Origin of the sequence: Lelliottia sp., from assembly GCF_045627565.1 — a bacterium.
Classification (GTDB): Bacteria; Pseudomonadota; Gammaproteobacteria; order Enterobacterales; family Enterobacteriaceae; genus Enterobacter.
Window position 1 is genome coordinate 115888 of the sequence record NZ_JAZQNX010000026.1, and the last position, 19927, is coordinate 135814.

At 54.1% G+C, this 19927-nt stretch carries 21 protein-coding genes; 9 read left to right on the forward strand and 12 right to left on the reverse strand.

Going from position 1 to position 19927, the window contains the following annotated elements; translation table 11 throughout:
- Positions 1-28: 28 nt before the first annotated feature.
- Positions 29-1270 (reverse strand): L-methionine/branched-chain amino acid transporter, encoded by a 1242-nt coding sequence (yjeH, locus tag ACKI5T_RS14570; RefSeq protein ID WP_407438336.1) that lies wholly within the window; start codon positions 1268-1270, stop codon positions 29-31.
- 178 nt (positions 1271-1448) lie between these two features.
- Here yjeH and ACKI5T_RS14575 point away from each other — a divergent pair, with 178 nt between their 5' ends.
- The 3 genes from ACKI5T_RS14575 (at position 1449) to ACKI5T_RS14585 (ending at position 3928) form a co-directional block, all read left to right on the forward strand.
- Positions 1449-1742, forward strand: coding sequence for a co-chaperone GroES (locus tag ACKI5T_RS14575; protein WP_011915590.1), 294 nt, complete (start codon positions 1449-1451; stop codon positions 1740-1742).
- A gap of 43 nt (positions 1743-1785) precedes the next feature.
- Entirely contained in the window at positions 1786-3420 is a 1635-nt protein-coding gene (groL, locus tag ACKI5T_RS14580) for a chaperonin GroEL (RefSeq protein ID WP_407438339.1), read from the forward strand.
- A gap of 154 nt (positions 3421-3574) precedes the next feature.
- Entirely contained in the window at positions 3575-3928 is a 354-nt protein-coding gene (locus ACKI5T_RS14585) for a DUF4156 domain-containing protein (RefSeq protein ID WP_133631921.1), read from the forward strand.
- Between the two features lie 76 nt (positions 3929-4004).
- Here the strand turns inward: ACKI5T_RS14585 and epmB are convergent, their stop codons facing one another.
- The gene (gene epmB / locus ACKI5T_RS14590) at positions 4005-5033 is read right to left on the reverse strand and encodes an EF-P beta-lysylation protein EpmB (protein WP_407438341.1); all 1029 of its coding nucleotides are present in this window, start codon (positions 5031-5033) and stop codon (positions 4005-4007) included.
- A gap of 41 nt (positions 5034-5074) precedes the next feature.
- Here epmB and efp point away from each other — a divergent pair, with 41 nt between their 5' ends.
- The 3 genes from efp to ecnB all read left to right on the forward strand — a co-directional run bounded on the left by efp (position 5075) and on the right by ecnB (position 6085).
- Entirely contained in the window at positions 5075-5641 is a 567-nt protein-coding gene (gene efp, locus ACKI5T_RS14595) for an elongation factor P (RefSeq protein WP_011915594.1), read from the forward strand.
- Between the two features lie 59 nt (positions 5642-5700).
- Complete coding sequence (locus ACKI5T_RS14600) at positions 5701-5832, forward strand: entericidin A/B family lipoprotein (RefSeq protein WP_407438343.1); 132 nt, start codon at positions 5701-5703, stop codon at positions 5830-5832.
- Between the two features lie 106 nt (positions 5833-5938).
- A complete protein-coding gene (ecnB, locus tag ACKI5T_RS14605; RefSeq protein ID WP_011915596.1) occupies positions 5939-6085 on the forward strand; it encodes a lipoprotein toxin entericidin B in 147 nt (48 codons plus the stop codon).
- Positions 6086-6131: 46 nt separating this feature from the next.
- Here ecnB and ACKI5T_RS14610 read toward each other — a convergent pair whose 3' ends face one another.
- Positions 6132-6731 (reverse strand): LuxR C-terminal-related transcriptional regulator, encoded by a 600-nt coding sequence (locus ACKI5T_RS14610; RefSeq protein WP_407438345.1) that lies wholly within the window; start codon positions 6729-6731, stop codon positions 6132-6134.
- Between the two features lie 263 nt (positions 6732-6994).
- Here ACKI5T_RS14610 and sugE point away from each other — a divergent pair, with 263 nt between their 5' ends.
- Entirely contained in the window at positions 6995-7312 is a 318-nt protein-coding gene (gene sugE / locus ACKI5T_RS14615; protein WP_011915598.1) for a quaternary ammonium compound efflux SMR transporter SugE, read from the forward strand.
- On the opposite strand, the gene ACKI5T_RS14620 is transcribed toward sugE, so the two are convergent.
- The 6 genes from ACKI5T_RS14620 to frdA form a co-directional block, all read right to left on the reverse strand.
- Complete coding sequence (locus ACKI5T_RS14620) at positions 7309-7839, reverse strand: lipocalin family protein (protein ID WP_011915599.1); 531 nt, start codon at positions 7837-7839, stop codon at positions 7309-7311. The two genes, sugE and ACKI5T_RS14620, sit on opposite strands and share 4 nt — an antisense overlap.
- Positions 7840-7903: 64 nt before the next feature.
- Complete coding sequence (gene blaLAQ / locus ACKI5T_RS14625; RefSeq protein WP_407438348.1) at positions 7904-9046, reverse strand: LAQ family class C beta-lactamase; 1143 nt, start codon at positions 9044-9046, stop codon at positions 7904-7906.
- 61 nt (positions 9047-9107) lie between these two features.
- Positions 9108-9467, reverse strand: coding sequence for a fumarate reductase subunit FrdD (frdD, locus tag ACKI5T_RS14630; RefSeq protein ID WP_407438349.1), 360 nt, complete (start codon positions 9465-9467; stop codon positions 9108-9110).
- 10 nt (positions 9468-9477) lie between these two features.
- Positions 9478-9873, reverse strand: coding sequence for a fumarate reductase subunit FrdC (gene frdC, locus ACKI5T_RS14635; protein WP_407438535.1), 396 nt, complete (start codon positions 9871-9873; stop codon positions 9478-9480).
- A gap of 10 nt (positions 9874-9883) precedes the next feature.
- Positions 9884-10618, reverse strand: a complete 735-nt coding sequence (locus ACKI5T_RS14640) for a succinate dehydrogenase/fumarate reductase iron-sulfur subunit (RefSeq protein WP_047346110.1) — start codon at positions 10616-10618, stop codon at positions 9884-9886.
- Entirely contained in the window at positions 10611-12401 is a 1791-nt protein-coding gene (gene frdA / locus ACKI5T_RS14645; RefSeq protein WP_407438351.1) for a fumarate reductase (quinol) flavoprotein subunit, read from the reverse strand. The genes ACKI5T_RS14640 and frdA overlap by 8 nt, the downstream gene beginning before the upstream one ends.
- A gap of 308 nt (positions 12402-12709) precedes the next feature.
- Here frdA and epmA point away from each other — a divergent pair, with 308 nt between their 5' ends.
- Complete coding sequence (gene epmA / locus ACKI5T_RS14650) at positions 12710-13687, forward strand: elongation factor P--(R)-beta-lysine ligase (RefSeq protein WP_011915605.1); 978 nt, start codon at positions 12710-12712, stop codon at positions 13685-13687.
- A 43-nt stretch (positions 13688-13730) separates the two neighbouring features.
- On the opposite strand, the gene mscM is transcribed toward epmA, so the two are convergent.
- The 3 genes from mscM to rsgA all read right to left on the reverse strand — a co-directional run bounded on the left by mscM (position 13731) and on the right by rsgA (position 19244).
- The gene (gene mscM / locus ACKI5T_RS14655; protein ID WP_407438537.1) at positions 13731-17042 is read right to left on the reverse strand and encodes a miniconductance mechanosensitive channel MscM; all 3312 of its coding nucleotides are present in this window, start codon (positions 17040-17042) and stop codon (positions 13731-13733) included.
- An 83-nt stretch (positions 17043-17125) separates the two neighbouring features.
- Positions 17126-18094, reverse strand: coding sequence for an archaetidylserine decarboxylase (gene asd, locus ACKI5T_RS14660; RefSeq protein WP_407438353.1), 969 nt, complete (start codon positions 18092-18094; stop codon positions 17126-17128).
- A 97-nt stretch (positions 18095-18191) separates the two neighbouring features.
- Positions 18192-19244 (reverse strand): small ribosomal subunit biogenesis GTPase RsgA, encoded by a 1053-nt coding sequence (gene rsgA / locus ACKI5T_RS14665; RefSeq protein ID WP_190275361.1) that lies wholly within the window; start codon positions 19242-19244, stop codon positions 18192-18194.
- 107 nt (positions 19245-19351) lie between these two features.
- Here rsgA and orn point away from each other — a divergent pair, with 107 nt between their 5' ends.
- Entirely contained in the window at positions 19352-19897 is a 546-nt protein-coding gene (gene orn / locus ACKI5T_RS14670; RefSeq protein ID WP_011915609.1) for an oligoribonuclease, read from the forward strand.
- Positions 19898-19927: the final 30 nt, after the last annotated feature.

A 19927-nucleotide genomic window follows, 5' to 3' on the forward strand; every position in this document is an offset into this window, starting at 1 on the left:
ACAACGCCCGGCATTGCCGGGCGTTTTGCTATTTAATGATGCTGCGTTTGGGGAGCAAGAACCACAGTCCCGCCAGCATGATAATCGCGTAGAGGCTTTTCCAGCCCACCATGGCCAGCAGGAGCAGGCACAGCACGCCACCGATTATCGCCAGCCCTTTAAAACGCCCCGTCAGCAATCGACACCCTGCCAGCATACACAGCAGGTAGATCATGATGAAAATACCGTTGGCATAGATGATGAGCGCATCCAGATTGATGTTGAGCCAGTAAATGCCGAGCGTACTCAACACGCAGCAGCCCAGCACCGCGTTTAACGCATTTGTCGGCAACTGACGCTTCGACAGGCGTGACAGACGGCTGTTCGGCTTGTATTGCGCCTGGGACCACATCAGGCGCGCAAAGCTTTGGATGTAGATGTTCAGGCTTGCGAAACAGGCGAGATAGCCAATTACGCAGGCAATCCACAACGCTTTCACCCCAAACAGGTGCACAACGATACCCGGCAGCGATGCGGCCGCAGCGGTGTCTGAGCCGTAGGCATTGAAGTGCAGCACCAGCACGGTACACGCCCAGTAAACCGTTCCGGCCAGCAACAGGCCAATCATCAGCGCGCGCGGAAAATCACGCTCAGGCTGTTTAAATTCTGATGCCAGATGCGCAAAAGCTTCCAGCCCGACAAAACACCAGAACATCACCGAAAGCGCGGCGAAGAGTTGCGAATTATCTACGTCCGAGAGGGCCGGGAACGCAATTTCGCCCACGCGAATGTCACCCGCCCACCAAATCGCCGCAATCAACGCCACAATCAGTATGGCAACCAGCGTTTGCAGGTTGGCGCTGGAGCTGGCCCCGCGTGAACCCACCCACCAGACGATCGCCAGCGTGCCCAGCTCTGCAAACAGCAGTTGCTCATCGTGCCAGCCGAACAGCGCCTGGCCAAAACCGGTGGCGATATGCAGGGCGGCGGGCAAGCCAACCGGAATTACCGACAGAAAAAGCCAGCCCGTGACGCGCTCGAGGCGAGGACCAAACGCCATGCCGACAAAATGCGCTACGCCGCCAGCGCTGGGGAAATGGCGGCCAAGAATCGCGAAGACAATGGCTATCGGAAAGACCAGAGCAATCAACACGGGCCACGCCCATAGGCTGTTGTTTCCGGCCACCAGCGCCGCCAGTGCGGGCACCGCAAACACGCCGGTTCCCAGTAAGGAAGTTGAGAGTAAACCCACGCCCTGCGCGAGTCCCAACTCCTGTTTTAGTCCACTCATTGACCTCGTCCTGCCACTGCCAAAAGAGAAGCGATGGTAACACTTTCGTAAATTTTTTTTCGACAACCCCTTGAAGGGGCAGTTTTCGACCCCCATCTCTCAGGTCACCAGTCGGTAAACCTTTTACGGCCCGGCGTCTTCCATAACTGATAATGACTTTCTCGAAGGAGAGCTATCAATGAGTATTCGTCCGTTACATGATCGTGTGATCGTCAAGCGTAAAGAAGTTGAAACCAAATCTGCGGGCGGCATCGTTCTGACCGGTTCTGCAGCAACCAAATCAACTCGTGGCGAAATCATCGCTGTCGGTAAGGGCCGCATCCTGGAAAACGGTACTGTGCAGCCACTGGACGTTAAAGTGGGCGACATCGTGATTTTCAACGATGGTTACGGCGTGAAATCCGAGAAGATCGACAATGAAGAAGTGTTGATCATGTCCGAGAGCGACATTCTGGCAATTGTTGAAGCGTAATCCGCGAACGACACTGAACATACGAATTTAAGGGAAAGATAAAATGGCAGCTAAAGACGTAAAATTCGGTAACGACGCTCGTGTGAAAATGCTGCGCGGCGTAAACGTACTGGCAGACGCAGTAAAAGTCACCCTCGGCCCGAAAGGCCGTAACGTAGTGCTGGATAAATCCTTCGGCGCTCCAACCATCACCAAAGATGGTGTTTCCGTAGCACGTGAAATCGAACTGGAAGACAAGTTCGAAAACATGGGCGCGCAGATGGTGAAAGAAGTTGCCTCTAAAGCGAACGACGCTGCAGGCGACGGTACCACCACCGCAACCGTACTGGCACAGGCGATCATTACTGAAGGCCTGAAAGCGGTTGCTGCGGGCATGAACCCGATGGATCTGAAACGTGGTATCGACAAAGCGGTTATCGCCGCTGTTGAAGAGCTGAAAACCCTGTCCGTCCCATGCTCTGACTCCAAAGCTATTGCGCAGGTTGGTACTATCTCCGCTAACTCCGACGAAACCGTAGGTAAATTGATCGCTGAAGCGATGGATAAAGTCGGTAAAGAAGGCGTGATCACCGTTGAAGACGGTACTGGCCTGGAAGACGAACTGGACGTGGTTGAAGGTATGCAGTTCGACCGTGGCTACCTGTCTCCATACTTCATCAACAAGCCAGAAACTGGCGCTGTTGAACTGGAAAGCCCGTTCATCCTGCTGGCTGACAAAAAAATCTCCAACATCCGCGAAATGTTGCCTGTTCTGGAAGCCGTTGCGAAAGCAGGTAAACCACTGCTGATCATCGCTGAAGACGTTGAAGGCGAAGCACTGGCAACGCTGGTGGTTAACACCATGCGCGGTATCGTGAAAGTGGCTGCTGTTAAAGCACCGGGCTTCGGCGACCGTCGTAAAGCGATGCTGCAGGACATCGCGACCTTGACTGGCGGTACCGTAATCTCTGAAGAGATCGGTATGGAGCTGGAAAAAGCGACCCTGGAAGATATGGGCCAGGCGAAACGCGTCATCATCAACAAAGACACCACCACCATCATCGATGGCGTGGGTGAAGAAGCCGCTATTCAGGGCCGTGTTGGTCAGATTCGTAAGCAAATCGAAGAAGCGACCTCTGATTATGACCGCGAAAAACTGCAGGAGCGCGTAGCGAAACTGGCTGGCGGCGTTGCGGTTATCAAAGTCGGTGCAGCGACCGAAGTTGAAATGAAAGAGAAGAAAGCACGCGTTGACGATGCCCTGCACGCGACCCGTGCAGCAGTAGAAGAAGGCGTGGTTGCTGGTGGTGGCGTAGCGCTGATTCGCGTGGCGTCAAAACTGAGCGAACTGCGCGGCCAGAACGAAGATCAAAACGTGGGTATCAAAGTTGCGCTGCGCGCAATGGAAGCACCACTGCGTCAGATCGTTCTGAACTGCGGCGAAGAGCCTTCAGTGGTGGCTAACACCGTGAAAGCGGGCGACGGTAACTACGGTTACAACGCAGCAACCGAAGAATACGGCAACATGATCGACATGGGTATCCTGGACCCGACTAAAGTGACTCGTTCTGCTCTGCAGTACGCGGCATCTGTAGCCGGTCTGATGATCACCACCGAATGCATGATTACCGATGTGCCGAAAGGCGACGGTCCTGACTTAGGTGCAGGCGGTATGGGTGGAATGGGCGGCATGATGTAATTGCCCTGCGCCCTGAATAATACAGGGCGCACAGCTCCCATAAATGAAAAACCCCCGGACAGAAATGTCTGGGGGTTTTTCTTTTGGTCATCTTTTTAGTATAAGGTTTAGACAGGGACAACTCTTGTCCAGCTTATTGAAAACGAGGAATAACATGCGCGTAATAGTCTGTGCAGGGATCGTAGGGGCAGCAATGCTGCTGGCGGGTTGTAGCTCCAGTAACGAGCTATCCGCAGGTGGTCAGAGCGTTCGCTTTGTGGAAGATAAGCCGGGCAGCGAATGTCAGCTATTAGGCACGGCGACCGGCGAACAAAGTAACTGGATGTCAGGCCAACATGGTGACGAGGGCGGTTCCATGCGCGGAGCGGCAAACGCGCTACGTAATCAGGCTGCCGCGTTGGGGGGCAACGTGATTTATGGCGTCAGCAGCCCAACCCAGGGGGTGCTGTCGAGCTTTGTCCCGACCGCCAGCACCATGAACGGTCAGGTTTATAAGTGCCCGAATTGATCGATACGCTTTAATACTCATCCCCTCTCCCACGGGAGAGGGGATGGATCGGCGCAAATTCTGGACAATGGGGAAATTAATTCTGCCGCAACTGTAAATCTAACGGAGTTTTACTTGGCTCACCGCCAATTTCTCTCGCCAGTTTTGGCACCATATAGCCGGAAACAAGCGTCAACAGCTCCCGCATAATCTGCCGGGCTTCTTCATCGCTTACCATGAAATGCGCCGCGCCCTGAACTCGGTCCAGAACGTGCAGGTAATAGGGCATCACCGACGCATCAAACAGCGCATTGCTCAGGTCGGCAAGCGTCTGAGCATTATCATTCACGCCGCGCAGTAGCACGCTTTGATTCAACAGCGTCACACCCACGTTACGCAGACGCATCATCGCAGAGCGGAACGTCTCATCGATCTCATTTGCATGGTTAATATGATTAACCAACAGAATTTGCAAAGGGGACGCTGCAAAGCGGGAAACCAGGCCGTCAGTAATACGCGCAGGGATGACAATCGGCAAACGGCTGTGAATACGTAAGCGCTTAATGTGCGGTATCGCTTCCAACTGCGTGAGCAGCCAGTCAAGCTCGTGATCCTTCGCCATGAGCGGATCGCCGCCGGAAAATATAATCTCATCCAGCTCGGGATGGTCCGCAATATAGTCCAGCGCCACCTGCCAGTTGCGCTTATTACCCGGATTTTCGGCGTACGGGAAGTGGCGGCGGAAGCAATAACGACAATTTACCGCGCAGCCTCCTTTCACCAGCAGCAGTGCGCGGTTACGGTATTTGTGCAGTAAACCGGGCACGACGCTGTTCTGCTCTTCTAACGGATCGGTGCTAAAACCGGGCGCGGTAACAAACTCATCTTTCGATGTAAGCACCTGTTTTAAAAGTGGATCGTTAGAGTTGCCTTTCTCCATGCGCGCGACAAATGCCCGCGGCACCCGCAGCGCAAAAAGACGCTTTGCCTCACGGCCAGCGAGCATATTTTCATCAGAGTCTATATTCAACAGACGCAGCAGTTCATCAGGACTGGTGATGACATCGGCAAGTTGCGATAACCAATCTTCTCTGTACGGGGTATTTAGGGTTACAATATGCGCCATTTTGTGGCTTAGCTACCAGTTAACAATTTTCAGAGGGCCTTATGGCGACTTACTATAGCAACGATTTTCGTGCTGGTCTTAAAATCATGATGGATGGCGAACCGTATGCGGTTGAAGCTAGCGAGTTCGTTAAACCAGGTAAAGGCCAGGCATTTGCGCGCGTTAAGCTGCGTCGCCTGCTGACCGGTACCCGTGTTGAGAAAACGTTCAAATCTACTGACTCTGCAGAAGGCGCGGACGTGGTCGATATGAACCTGACTTACCTGTACAACGACGGTGAGTTCTATCACTTCATGAATAACACGACTTTCGAACAGCTGTCTGCTGATGAGAAAGCCGTTGGTGAAAACGCGAAATGGTTGCTGGATCAGGCAGAGTGCATCGTAACTCTGTGGAACGGTCAGCCAATCTCCGTGACTCCACCAAACTTCGTAGAACTGGAAATCATCGAAACCGATCCAGGTCTGAAGGGTGACACTGCAGGTACTGGCGGCAAGCCAGCCAAACTGTCTACCGGTGCAGTGGTTAAAGTCCCGCTGTTCGTGCAGACTGGCGAAGTCATCAAAGTCGATACCCGCTCTGGCGAATACGTATCTCGCGTGAAGTAATTCATGTAAAAGACTTAAGGCGCAGCGCTCGCTGCGCCTGTAATATTCAGGCAGGGATGATGAAACGTACGATTAAAATTCTGCTGATACTGATGCTTTCCAGCACCATCCTGTCTGGCTGCAATACCGCGCGTGGCGTAGGCGAAGACATCAAATCCCTCGGTCATGCCATTTCTCACGCCGTCAGCTAAACCTTCTAATTTTCCTAAAAATCCGTCCTTTTCCGTCGAACGACAAGATCTTGTCTATCCTTAAGTAGCTATACACAAATAACATTGTCTATAAAAGGAAGATATTATGGTTAAGAAAACAATTGCAGCGATCTTTTCTGTTCTGGTGCTTTCTTCGGTGTTAACCGCCTGTAATACAACGCGCGGCGTGGGTCAGGATATTTCGGACGGCGGTAGCGCAATTTCTGGCGCGGCGACTAAAGCGCAGAACTAAGCAGTGTGAGATCCGACGGTACGGAGTACGAGCTATCGCCGTACCGTCAGCTTTGTACTGCCTGAAGGGACAAGAACGGTGAAAAACGCGTATCCATATGCAGTTTCACACGGATATTTCGTTTGTAGGTATACACCGTTTTACTGTTAATACTGAGCTGCCCGGCTATCTTCTGATTGCTGGCGCCTTCCATCCAGAGCGTTAAAACCTTTTCTTCTTGTCGTGTCAGAAGCGGCGGCGTGACGCGCGGAGACGCGCAGTGAGCACGGGTGCTCAACGCTTCGTTAATGACTTTCGCCAGCGATTCCAGCCGGGCACTTTTGCAGAGCGTGGCCCACAGCGGGTATTGCTTAATATACCCTGACATATCGGTCTGCTCGCTGGATTGCAGTAATATAAACGGCAGCCTCTCGCTCGCATTCAACAGCGAAGATAATTGCTGCGTATCATTCATACCCTGCATAAAACTATTTAAGTCAGCGATAACCAGCGTGGGTTTCCAGTGAAGAATATGTTCTCTTGCAAGGAAAAGATTATTCACACCCGTTATCGTAAAATCACCAGTGAACAAACCAGAATGATTGAGCCATGCTTCAAGCCCTAAACGGGTGAAGTGACAACGGTCAATCAAAAGAATTTTAAACATGTCGTTTTCGCATCAGGCAAAGGGATAGGCTGACTGTCATCAGAAAGCATGCCTATCTTAAACAAGTCGGATGAGTGATAAAGGAGCGAACTCCGCTGCATACCGCTGCTATTTCCGGCTATTGCCTGTCTTTAAGAAATGGATTGAAATATATTCGCTTTGTGCGGAAAATACACGCTCTGCTTATGCCTTGCGGGACGACCTGCAAGCGCTTCGAACATCGGGGACGGCCCCATACTGTTATTTAAGTTAAGGAGCCTGATATGTCCTGGATAATTCTTTTGATTGCCGGTTTGCTTGAAGTCGTTTGGGCGATTGGCCTGAAATACACCCACGGTTTTACCCGTTTGACCCCAAGCATTATTACGGTGACGGCGATGATTGTCAGCATTGCGCTGCTTTCGTGGGCGATGCGAACGCTGCCCGTGGGGACCGCTTATGCTGTCTGGACGGGCATAGGCGCGGTCGGCGCGGCGATCACCGGCATTCTGTTGTTAGGAGAGTCCGCGAGCCCGGCGCGTATCGCCAGCCTCGCGTTAATCGTGGCAGGAATTATCGGGTTGAAAATCAGCACGCACTAATGCGGCTGCTCAATCCACATTAATTTCGAGACATCAAACCCTTGCCGGGTCGCGACAGCAAGCATCTGCTGTTTCATCTCTTCTGAAATGGTCGGTGTGCGAGAGAGTATCCACAAATAGTCGCGATCTGGCCCGCATACCAACGCATGGCGATATTCTTTGTCCAGTGCGATGACGTTATAGCCGCCATAGAATGGCCCGAAGAACGAGACTTTCAGGGCCGCTCTGTTCGGATCGCCGGTAAAGTAGGCCTGGCCAACCACCTGCTGCCACATTCCGCGCTCAGGATTATATCCCCGGTTGACCACCTCAATGCCGCCATCATCCATCGAGCTGTAGGTTGCCGTCACGCGCTGTAATCCTCGCTCAAAACGGTGATCAAACCGGGCGATTTCATACCATTTGCCAAGATAACGTTGCGAATCGAAAGGGGTGACGACGGTGACGCCTGGAGGTGGCGTCGGAGAACTACAGGCAACAACGAGAAACGCGGCTGTCACCGCGGCGATAACAGGCAAAATGCGCATAGCGATTTCCTTGCTGTTTTTTTGTTAAGTGTAGATGACAGCAAGGAAAATGTGGGTAAATCGGTTATTTCAACGTGGCCAGAATGCGGTACGCCGCGTCGACACGCGCAGGGTTAGGATAGCTCTTGTTCGCCAGCATCACGATGCCGATGTTTTTTTCAGGAATAAAGGCGACGTAGCTCCCAAATCCGCCGGTTGAACCCGTCTTGTGTACCCACGAGGCTTTAACAGCAGGTGCGGGGGGATTCACCTCGACGGCAATCAACGGTGCCAGCGCGATTTTATTGTCACTGCCGTCGACGACGGTTTTTGCTTTCACCGGCCAGTTCAACATTTCCCAGCCTAAGCCCTGATACATCTCACCGATACGCCAGTAACGTGACTGCGCCAGTTCGATCCCTTGCTTTAGCATTTCATCTTTAACGCCCGCAGGATTCATATTGGCCTGAACCCAGCTCGCCATATCTTCAATGGTCGTTTTGACGCCATACGCTTCAGCATCAAGCATGCCTTGCGAAACGTGCACCGGTTTGCCGTCACGATAGCCCCAGGCGTAGTGCTTTTCTTCTGCTGCCGGGACGTTAATCCAGGTGTGATTCAGCTGAAGCGGCTGGAATACGCGCGTGGTCATCGCCTGTTCAAAATCCATCCCCGATGGCTTGACCGCCAGCATGCCAAACAAACCGATACTGGCGTTGGCGTACAGGCGTTTTGCGCCCGGGGACCACTGCGGCTGCCAGTTTTGGTAGAACCGCAGCAGGGCCGCCCGATCGGTCACGTCATCTGGCACCTGCAGCGGCAAACCGCCTGCGGTGTAGGTAGCCAGATTCAGCAGAGTAATGCCTTGCCATTGCTTACCCGTCAGCTCAGGCCAGTATTTGCTTGCGGGATCGTCAAGCTTGATCTCTCCGCGTGCGATGGCTTCGCCACCCAGAACGCCGGTGAAGGTTTTGCTTACAGAGCCCAGTTCAAACACGGTGCGCTGAGTAACTGGCTGATTCGCGGCGATATCCGCTTTACCGTAGACAAAATAGTGCGTCTTTCCCTGATAAATCACGGCGACGGCCATGCCTGGGATCGCCTGTTCTTTCATGAGTGGCGTCACGATGCGATTGACGGTGTCCGCGATCTGTTTGTCAGTGTGAGGGGCGGCAAGCGTAGAGCAGGACGCGCTGAGCAGCAGCACGGCGCAAAGGGATTTTTTCATCTGATTCTCTTCCATAAAAAAAGCCCGCCGGAAAGGGCGGGCCGGATGAAGAACCACAATATCAGATAGTGACGATAGCCACCAAAGTTACCACGGTCAGGATCGTCGCCAGACCGTAAAATACCCATTTGCCGTTGGGTACGTGGATTTTTAAATCATGCATGGCGTGATGAATACGGTGCAGCCCCAGCCACAGCGGCAGGACAATCATCAGGAAGATAAAGACGCGACCAATAAAGCTGCTCGCGAATACCAGTACACGCTCGTATCCCAGTGCCTCGCCCGGGAACAGCCCCAGCGGCAGCAAAATGGCGACCAGCAGAATAATGACGGGGGCGACGATGGCGCTCCACATTCCGCCTGCGCCAAACAGACCCCAGAATACCGGCTCGTCAGAGCGCTTTGGATTTGGATTAATCACTCAGGCCTCCTTACCAGAACAGTGCGACAAACAGAACGACCACAGTCACGACTGCAGTCACCGCCCAAAGCCCCTTAATAACCGGCTCGGGTCCCATTTTTTCGCCTTTAACAATGATATTCGCGGCTTTCGGTGCCAGCTCAAACCAGGTTTTGGTATGCAGTAGCGCGGCCGCCAGCACGATCAGGTTCAGGATCAACACCACCGGATTTTGCAGGAACCCGACAAAATCCGCCCAGGTTTCCGGACCGTGTTTCAGGGCGAACACCCCATACATCAGCTCAAGGCTGAACCAGACCGCCGGAACCGCAGTGCCTTCACGCAGCATATAGAAGCGATAAAACGGCAGTTTTTTCCACCAGGTGGACGGCATTGGCCGCACGTAGGCTTTGCGTTTAGTCGTCATCATGCACTCCTTAGCGTGGTTTCAGGGTTGCGATAAGAAAGTCTTTCGAGCTTTCCACTTTACCCTGCTGAATGGCGGCGGCCGGATCGACATGTTTCGGGCACACTTCGGAGCAGTAGCCCACGAAAGTACAGCTCCACACGCCGTTCTGACTGTTCAACTGCGCCATACGTTCTTTCTTACCGTGGTCGCGGCTGTCTTCGTTGTAGCGATGCGCCAGCGTAATCGCAGCCGGGCCGATAAACTCCGGATTCAGGCCGAATTGTGGGCAGGCCGCGTAGCACAGACCGCAGTTGATACAGCCGGAAAACTGATGGTATTTCGCCATCTGCGCAGGCGTCTGGGTGTTTGGACCCTGATCCGGCGTACGCGGATTACCAATAATGTACGGTTTAATCGCTTCCAGACTCTCGATAAAGTGAGTCATATCGACCACCAGATCGCGCTCGATCGGGAAGTTGCCCAGCGCTTCGACCTTGATGCCTTTCGTGTATTCACGCAGGAAGGTTTTGCACGCCAGTTTCGGCACTTTATTAACCATCATGCCGCAGGAGCCGCAGATCGCCATGCGGCAAGACCAGCGGTAGCTCAGGTCTGGCGCCAGATTGTCTTTGATGTAGCCGAGCGCATCCAGCAGGGAGGTTTGCTCGTCATAAGGCACTTCATAGAAAGCGCTGTGCGGTGCGGCGTCCACTTCCGGGTTGTATCGCACCACTTCCACTTTCAGTTTTTGCATCTCAGCCATTCGCCTTCTCCTTCTTCTCGGCGTCTTCCGCTTCTGCACCGTAAACACGTTTCGCCGGTGGCAGCGTGGTGATTTTCACATCGCTGTAATCCAGACGAGTGGTACCGTCTGCATCGCGCCAGGCGAGGGTATGTTTCAGGAAATTAACGTCGTCACGTTCGGTACAGCCTTCGTCCAGACGCTGATGCGCGCCGCGTGACTCTTTACGTGCCAGCGCAGAGTGCGCCATACATTCGGCAACGTTCAGACCGTGGCCCAGCTCAATGGTGTAGAGCAGATCGGTGTTGAACACGCTGGAGGTGTCGGTGATACGCACGCGCTTGAAGCGCTCCTGCAGTTCCGCCAGCTTATCAACCGTTTTTTGCATCAGCTCCGGCGTACGGTAGATACCGCAACCTTCCTCCATCGACAGACCCATTTCATCGCGGATCTTCGACCAGTTCTCGTTGCCTTCCTGATTCATCAGGTCCTTCAGACGTTTTTCAACGTCTGCAACCTGGGCATCCAGCGCGGCACCGTTTGCCTCGCCTGCCGTCGCCGCGCGCTCCATCGCCCGCTCACCGGCCATGCGGCCAAAGACCACCAGTTCTGCCAGCGAGTTAGAGCCCAGACGGTTTGCACCATGGAGGCCAACAGAAGAACACTCGCCCACGGCGAACAGACCTTTGATGCGGGTTTCGCACTGCTGATCGGTTTCGATACCGCCCATGGTGTAGTGCGCGGTTGGGCGCACCGGAATCGGCTCTTTCACCGGATCGACGCCGACGTAGGCTTTTGCCAGCTCGCAGATGAACGGCAGACGCTCCAGCAGTTTTTTCTCACCCAGGTGGCGCAGGTCGAGATAGACCACATCGCCGCGCGGCGTCGAAATGGTGTTGCCTTTGCGCCACTCGTGCCAGAACGCCTGGGATACTTTGTCGCGCGGGCCGAGTTCCATATATTTGTTTCTCGGTTCGCCAAGCGGGGTTTCTGGGCCCATGCCGTAATCCTGCAGATAGCGATAGCCATCTTTATTGACCAGAATTCCGCCTTCACCGCGGCAGCCCTCCGTCATCAGAATGCCCGAACCCGGCAGGCCGGTTGGGTGATACTGCACAAATTCCATATCGCGCAGCGGAACGCCGTGACGTAACGCCATGCCCATTCCGTCGCCGGTGACAATCCCGCCGTTGGTGTTGTAACGGTAAACACGACCCGCACCGCCGGTTGCCATCACCACGGCATTCGCGCGGATCTGCATCAGGGTACCTTCCATCATGTTCATCGCCACCAGACCGCGCGCCTGACCGTCATCGACCAGAATATCCAGGACGAAGTGTTCATCGAAGCGTTGAATTTGTGGGAACTGGAGGGAGGTCTGGAACAGGGTGTGCAGCATGTGGAAGCCGGTTTTGTCGGCGGCAAACCACGTGCGTTCGATTTTCATGCCGCCGAAACGGCGCACGTTGACGCTGCCATCTTCACGGCGGCTCCACGGGCATCCCCACTGTTCCAGTTGCGTCATTTCGGTTGGACAATGATGAACGAAGTAGTCAACGACATCCTGTTCGCACAGCCAGTCGCCACCGGCCACCGTGTCGTGGAAATGGTATTCGAAGCTGTCATGATCCTGCGCAACGGCGGCGGATCCTCCTTCTGCGGCAACCGTGTGGCTGCGCATCGGATAGACTTTTGAAATCAGCGCAATTTTAGCATTCGGATTAGCCTGCGCTGCGGCAATAGCAGCGCGTAATCCCGCACCGCCAGCGCCTATAACGACCAGATCGGCTTGAAAAGTGTGCACGACATTCCTCCAGATTTTTGTTATTCCGCAACGCGAATGCCTTAACGGTGTTCACCTGCCCGAGGGCGATTGCGAAAGAGATTCCACTGCTCCTTTATGGGTAAAACAGTATAACCGTATGGATGTCGGGGAAATTTGACGTGTTCGATTTTTTTGCTGTTCTGTGCGCCGATTTATCATCTCAATTGATGAATTGCGTCACGAAATAACATGGTCGGCTGAATCGAGAGAATTTAGTGTGCAAAATTTGTCACTCCCGACGCTAACGAGTAGACTTCGTGCCCTTGTCTGAAATCGGAGAAATTCCCATGAGCGAAACGGCCACCTGGCAGCCGAGCGCATCCATCCCAAACCTGTTAAAACGCGCGGCAATTATGACGGAAATCCGTCGTTTCTTTGCTGACCGTGGCGTACTGGAGGTGGAAACGCCGTGCATGAGCCAGGCGACGGTAACCGATATTCATCTGGTGCCGTTTGAAACCCGTTTCGTGGGGCCTGGCCACTCGCAGGGGATGAACCTCTACATGATGACCAGCCCGGAATATCACATGAAGCGCCTGCTGGCGGCGGGCTGTGGGCCGGTTTATCAGCTGTGTCGCAGCTTCCGCAATGAAGAGATGGGCCGTCATCACAACCCGGAATTCACTATGCTGGAGTGGTATCGCCCGCATTACGACATGTATCGTCTGATGAACGAAGTGGACGACTTGCTGCAACAGGTGCTGGATTGCGCAGGGGCAGAGACACTCTCTTATCAGCAGGTCTTCCAGCGTCATCTGGAAATCGATCCGCTGTCGGCGGACAAAACGCAGCTGCGTGAAGCGGCAGCAAAGCTGGATCTCAGCAACGTCGCGGACACGGAAGAAGACCGCGATACCTTATTGCAGCTGCTGTTTGCTTTTGGTGTTGAACCCCACATTGGCAAAGATCGCCCGACTTTTGTTTATCACTTCCCGGCAAGCCAGGCGTCGCTGGCGCAAATTAGCACCGAAGATCACCGCGTTGCCGAGCGTTTTGAGGTGTATTACAAAGGTATTGAGCTGGCGAATGGTTTCCACGAACTGACGGATGCCCGCGAGCAGCAGCAGCGCTTTGATCAGGATAACCGCAAGCGCGCCGCACGCGGATTGCCGCAGCAGCCTATTGATACGAATTTACTGGAAGCATTAAAAGCCGGTCTTCCGGATAGCTCCGGCGTGGCATTGGGCGTCGATCGTCTTGTGATGCTGGCGCTCGGGGCTGAGCAACTGGCGGATGTGATTGCTTTTACGGTCGATCGCGCATGACAGTACGCTCACCCTCTCCCAATGAGAGAGGGTGAGCGCGGTATTACAAACTCCCCGCCGTGCGCTTACGCGTTGCCGACGACAGTGTTCTACCCGTTTTACGTCCATCGAGTGTTTCCAGACGCATCTGGAACGGTGGGAACGGCATATCAATCCCGTGTTCACGGAAGCCCGCCAGAATCAGCTGATGGATTTCGTGACGCAGCGGCATACGGTGCCCCATCTCAGCGGCGTAGATACGCAGCTCGAAAATCTGAATCCCCTGCTGTAAATCCACCAGGAACACTTCCGGTGCCGGATTATCAATCACCAGCGAACAGCGCTCCGCCGCCGTGTACAGAATCTGCGTCACCTCTTCGCTGTTAGCGTCCGATGGCGCAGGCACGGTGAGCACGACGCGCGTCACGGAGTCGGACAGCGACCAGTTGATAAACTGTTCGGTGATAAACGCTTTGTTCGGCACGATGATCTCTTTGCGATCCCAGTCGCTGATCGTCGTGGCGCGGGTGTTGATCTTGGTAATGCTACCGGTCAGATCGCGGATCGTCACGGTATCGCCAATACGAATCGGTTTCTCGAACAGAATGATCAGGCCCGAAATAAAGTTGGCGAAGATCTCCTGCAAGCCAAAGCCCAACCCGACACCCAGCGCGGCAACCAGCCATTGCAGCTTAGACCATTCAATACCTATCATCGAAAAGCCCATCAGCGCGCCAAACAGCAGGATCAGATATTTAGTGATGGTGGTGATGGCGTACCCGGTACCGGGGGTTAAATCCAGATGCTGCAACAGCGCCAGTTCCAGCAAAGCAGGGAAGTTTCGCACCAGTTGGGTGGTGATAATCAGGACCAGAATCGCTATCAGCACTGCACCCAGCGTTATCGGTTCAATGCTTTCGACACCCTGAACGGTCGAGGTGGCATCCCACAGCGAAATGTTCTCCAGGAAGCCGAACGCCGAGTGGATTTCCGACCACAGAACGATGACCGATAACAGCGCGATCAGCATCAGGATGGATCGCACCAGGCGCAAGGACTGGGTACTGATGGCGTCAAGATCCAGCTCAACTTCATCGACATCCATATTGCCTTCTGTACTGCTGGTGCTGTGCGGATCTTCTTCACCACGCGCACGTTGGGCAAGTATTTCAGCCCGGCGATGCTTGGCGCGATCGAACGCCAGTCGCCGGCGCTGAATCAGCATCCAGCGGCGAATGACGTGATACACCACCAGCAGCAGGAACCAGATCGCGACCGACGTCTCCAGACGGGCCAGCAGCGCCTGCGCAGTGGCGAGATACCCCACGGCAGCGGCCAGAATTGCCGCCAGCGGGGCACTGAGCAGCAGGTTCCACAGCATGCGGTTCACCATGTTGTCGCCGCTGCCGGTTTTATCGACATACAGTGGAATGCCCGCGCGTTTGAGGCTCAGAGTGACCATCGCCAGCGCGCCGCAGATCAGCATAAAGCACAGCCGTCCGAGCGAGCCGGAGAATTCACGGTCGTTAAGATTATCGAACATAATCAGCGCCATAATCAGCGGCACAATCAGTCCGATGCTCAACAGGTAATAGCGCATCGCGCGCGACACACGTTGGCGTGGCCAGGAGAAGTGGGTGATAAACAGGCCATTGGGACGGGCAAAAGTGGCGCAAATCATCACCACCCATAGCAGCGGAACCGTGGCGGTTACGCCATCGCCAATCGCCACGGCGAGCGGATATGGCCACGCTTCTCGCAGGCCATATCCGAGCGTCATCCACAGAACCGGCAGCGGTGACGCCACCAGAATCGACCAGAAAACGGTGCGCAGCGTAAGCCAGAAGTGATCCTGCGTCACTTTACCCACGCGGGAGCTGGAACGTTCCAGGAAGCGGGTGAAATGCCTGCGCGAGTAAATACTAAACCCAACCAGGATCAGTGCGCCCATCAGCGGGAAGATGGTCTCTTTACTGGTGAGAATCATGACACCGGCTTTGCCCACCTGACCAAACGTATCCAGCGAAATTAAACGACGCAGATCCTGCACGATATCAATGGGCCAGGAGAAGGTCATGGGCCGAACATCAGAGGTCCAGAACAGGTAGCGATGCGTCGCCTCGTTGACTTCTTTCAGCGCGTCTTCAAGCTGACTATTGGAGACTTTCAGCTTGGTGAGTTCGAGAATGAGCGTATCACCGCCCTGTAACAGCGAGTTCAGCAGTTCGCGTTGGGTACGCAGTTGCGCTTCCAGAATGCGGTTTTGCTCGCTGGTCAACGGCTTACCATCCGCCTGCTTAAGCTGGCGAATTTGCGGCTGTTTGTTGAGTAGATCTTCAAAACGCAGGCGCTGAACGCGCAATTGCGCCATTTCGGTGTCGAGCTGCTGCGGCTTTGGCATTTCCGGTAGACGCGAAACCTGCGCACGCAAGGCTTCACCGAGTAAATTCGATGAGCCGAGCCACTGCGATTGCTCGCGCAACGTGTTCAGGGCCTGACGGACCTGCAACGTCTGATTGGTGGCCTGGCGCTGCTGAGAGGCCACCAGATCCATGCGCTGAGCCTGCTGGTTGAGCGCGGCAGACAGCTCACGGTTAATTTTGAACTGATCGACGATGCCTGCAGGCAGGTTTTCGCTGTTTTCGGCCAGCAGTTCGGTGCTCTCCAGCGCGCGCTCGGCTTCACGCTGGCGTTGGCTGTTCAACTGATTGCGCAGAGCTTGCAGATAGGCATCAAGCTGCTGGCTCTGCTTTTGCGCCAGTTCTGAACGCATACGCGCCAGTTCCTGACGGTTATTGGCCGACAGCTGGGCGAGTTCGAGCTCATCAACTTGTGCTTTTAGTTTGGCTGATTCTGCCTGCAAACTGAGATTTTGCGGGGTATTGCCTGGCTGCGCACCGATCCGGCGTTCAATTTCATTGAGCTGGCGACGGGCATCGGTTTGCTGTTGTGGCAGTTGGCTCAGGGAATCCGCGATTTCGCGAGCGCGCTCTTGTTCCTGCTGGGCCTGACGGCTTTTTTCCAGCAACTGGCTGCTGACCTGCAGGATTTCCTGATTCAGGGCGTCGGACGTCATACTCAATGGCGCGTCACGCGGCTCATCGCGTTGATTCGTCAGCTGTGAACGTAACGTTTGCGAAAGTTTAGGGAAGTTATCAATAACTTGTTGATACTGCTGCGCACGCTCAAGAGAACCTTTACGTTCTTCAAGCGCATTCAATGCGGCCTGGAGCGACTCAACGGTCTCGGGCTGAGCGGGTTTTGCCGCTTTAGCCTGTTCCAGTTCCTGGGTGATTTGTTTGGCGTCGGGGACTGTTGCTGCATACGCCCCCACACTGAGGCACCAGGCCATCAGAAAAATAATTATCAGGCGCACGTCAGCGATTCCTTCATACATTTTTTACTTCAGGCTGCCTGCTGGCGGTTGGCTCAGGGCAGCCTGAAGGGTGTGCGTATGTTTTAGACTGGGTCTTTACTGTCGTCAACCAGCGGGCTGGCGTCGTGTTCAGCTTTGATCTCTTCTTCTGCCAGCGGCGCAGGTTCTGCATCCGGTGTCACGAAGGTTTCGGTAGAGATGGCCAGCGGTTGACCAATCTTAGTCACGGACAGGCTTTTCAGCGACTCTACCAGGTTAACTTTGCCCGGTGCGAACAGGTTAATCACCGTTGAACCGAGTTTGAACCGACCCATTTCCTGGCCTTTCAGCAGGGCGATTGACCCTTCGCTTTCGCCAGTCGGCCATGTCCAGCGTTTGATAACGCCTTCACGCGGTGGGGTAATCGTTCCAGCCCAAACGGTTTCGATGCTGCCCACAATCGTCGCACCCACCAGAATCTGGGCCATCGGACCGAATTCAGTATCAAACAGGCAGATGACGCGCTCGTTACGGGCGAACAGATTCGGCACGTTTTGCGCGGTTAGATGATTCACAGAGAACAGGTCGCCTGGCACATAGATCATTTCGCGCAGGATTCCGTTGCACGGCATATGTACGCGGTGATAGTCACGCGGCGACAGGTAAGTGGTCACAAACGAGCCGTTACGGAACAGATCCGCCATCAGATAGTTTCCTGCCAGCAGGGCTTCCATACTGTAGTCGTGGCCTTTGGCCTGCAGGATTTTGTCTTCTTCAATCTTGCCGAGCTGGCTGATCACGCCGTCAGCAGGCATCACCAGCACGTTGGGATCGGTATTCAGCGGACGAACGTCATCACGCAGTGGGCGCACGAAAAAATCGTTAAAGGAGCGATAGCTGGCTGTATCCGGCTTCTGCGCTTCTTTCATATCGACCTTGTAGTACTTAACGAACAGATCGATAACCAGCTTCGTTAACCAGCCCGCTCGTTTGCTCGCGCCCCAACCCGCCAGGCGGGTGAGCCATAGTTTCGGCAGAATGTATTGAAGCGAAAGTTTAAATGAGTTTAACAAGGTAGCCTCCAGGCCATTGTTTTGTCGTTCCTGATCCGGCTTAACGCAGCCGGAACCTGAAAAAAGGGGACGATTTTAGCGACGCTTAGCTTAGTTGTCAGTTATCAGAATCAGAAAAGTTTTTACGTGTTTTTACCTGATCCATGCTTTCGAGAATATGGTGATAGTTGTAGAAGCGCGTTGCCGCGATTTTGCCTTCTTCAACCGCCTGACGAATGGCGCAGCCAGGGTCATTGTCGTGTTTGCAGTCGCGGTATTTACAAGCGCCTAAATACTCATGGAATTCGACAAATCCGTTGAAGATTTGTTCCGGTTCAAGATGCCACAGACCAAATTCACGAACGCCGGGGGAGTCGATTACATCGCCGCCGTGCGGGAAATGATACAGGCGAGAAGCCGTGGTGGTGTGCTGGCCCAGACCCGAGTTGTCCGACACATCGTTGGTGAGGATCTCTTCCTGTAACCCCAGCAGGTTGTTCAGCAGGCTGGATTTACCCACGCCAGACTGGCCCGCAAAAATGCTGATACGGTCTGTCAGCGCTTCTTCAAGCGGCTTCAACCCATCTTTCTTATGGCTCGACACCATCAGCACGCGATAGCCAATCTTACGGTAGATATCCATCTGCTCATTCACAAAACGCATGCCTTCGTCATCAAGCAGATCGATTTTGTTAAGAACAATCAGTGGTTCGACTTCAAGCGTTTCGCAGGCAACGAGATAGCGGTCGATAATATTGAGTGAAAGTTCGGGTAAAATCGCCGAAACAATCACGATCTGATTAATGTTGGCGGCGATAGGTTTAACGCCGTCGTAAAAATCAGGACGATTGAGCACCGATGTGCGCTCATGAACCGCTTCGACGATCCCTTTTACTCTGACGCCTTCAGCGGCTGCTTTTCCCGGTCGCCAAACGACGCGGTCGCCGGTCACCAGCGATCGGATGGTGCGGCGGATGTTGCAGCGGTGAACGCCACCGTCGGCGGCTTCTACGTCAGCATGCATGCCGAAACGGCTAATGACCATGCCTTCTGTTGCTTCGCCGAACAGGTTGTCGTCGTAATCGGGTTTCTCCGAAGTGGTCTTAAGACGGCGTTCATGGTTGGCATTTACGCGGCGCTGTTGCCCTTTGGAGAGTTTATTTTTACTCAATCGTGCTGGCTCCTGGTCGCCCATAACGGGCAAAACCTCTATGATACACACTAATTAATACTAGTTAACCTGCTACAGCCGGTTATGCGAGAAGGGTGGAAAATAACATGAGCGCAGATGAAAACAACCTGATTTGGATCGATCTGGAAATGACCGGCCTTGATCCCGAGCGCGATCGCATCATTGAGATCGCGACGCTGGTGACCGATGCGAACCTGAATATCCTGGCTGAAGGCCCGACGATTGCGGTGCATCAGTCTGACGCGCAACTGGCGCTGATGGATGACTGGAACGTGCGGACGCATACCGGCAGCGGGCTGGTGGAGCGAGTGAAAGCCAGCACCCAGGGCGATCGCGAAGCGGAGCTGGCAACGATTGAATTCCTGAAGCAGTGGATTCCAGCGGGCAAATCGCCGATTTGCGGTAACAGCATTGGGCAAGACCGCCGCTTCCTGTTTAAGTACATGCCGGAGCTGGAGGCGTATTTCCATTACCGTTATCTGGACGTAAGCACGTTAAAAGAGCTGGCGCGTCGTTGGAAGCCGGAAATTCTAGACGGCTTTAAGAAGCAGGGAACGCATCAGGCAATGGATGACATTCGCGAGTCAGTGGCCGAACTGGCGTTTTACCGCGAGAATTTCATTAAGCTTTGATTTTTATGCCCGGTACGCTTGCGCGGCCGG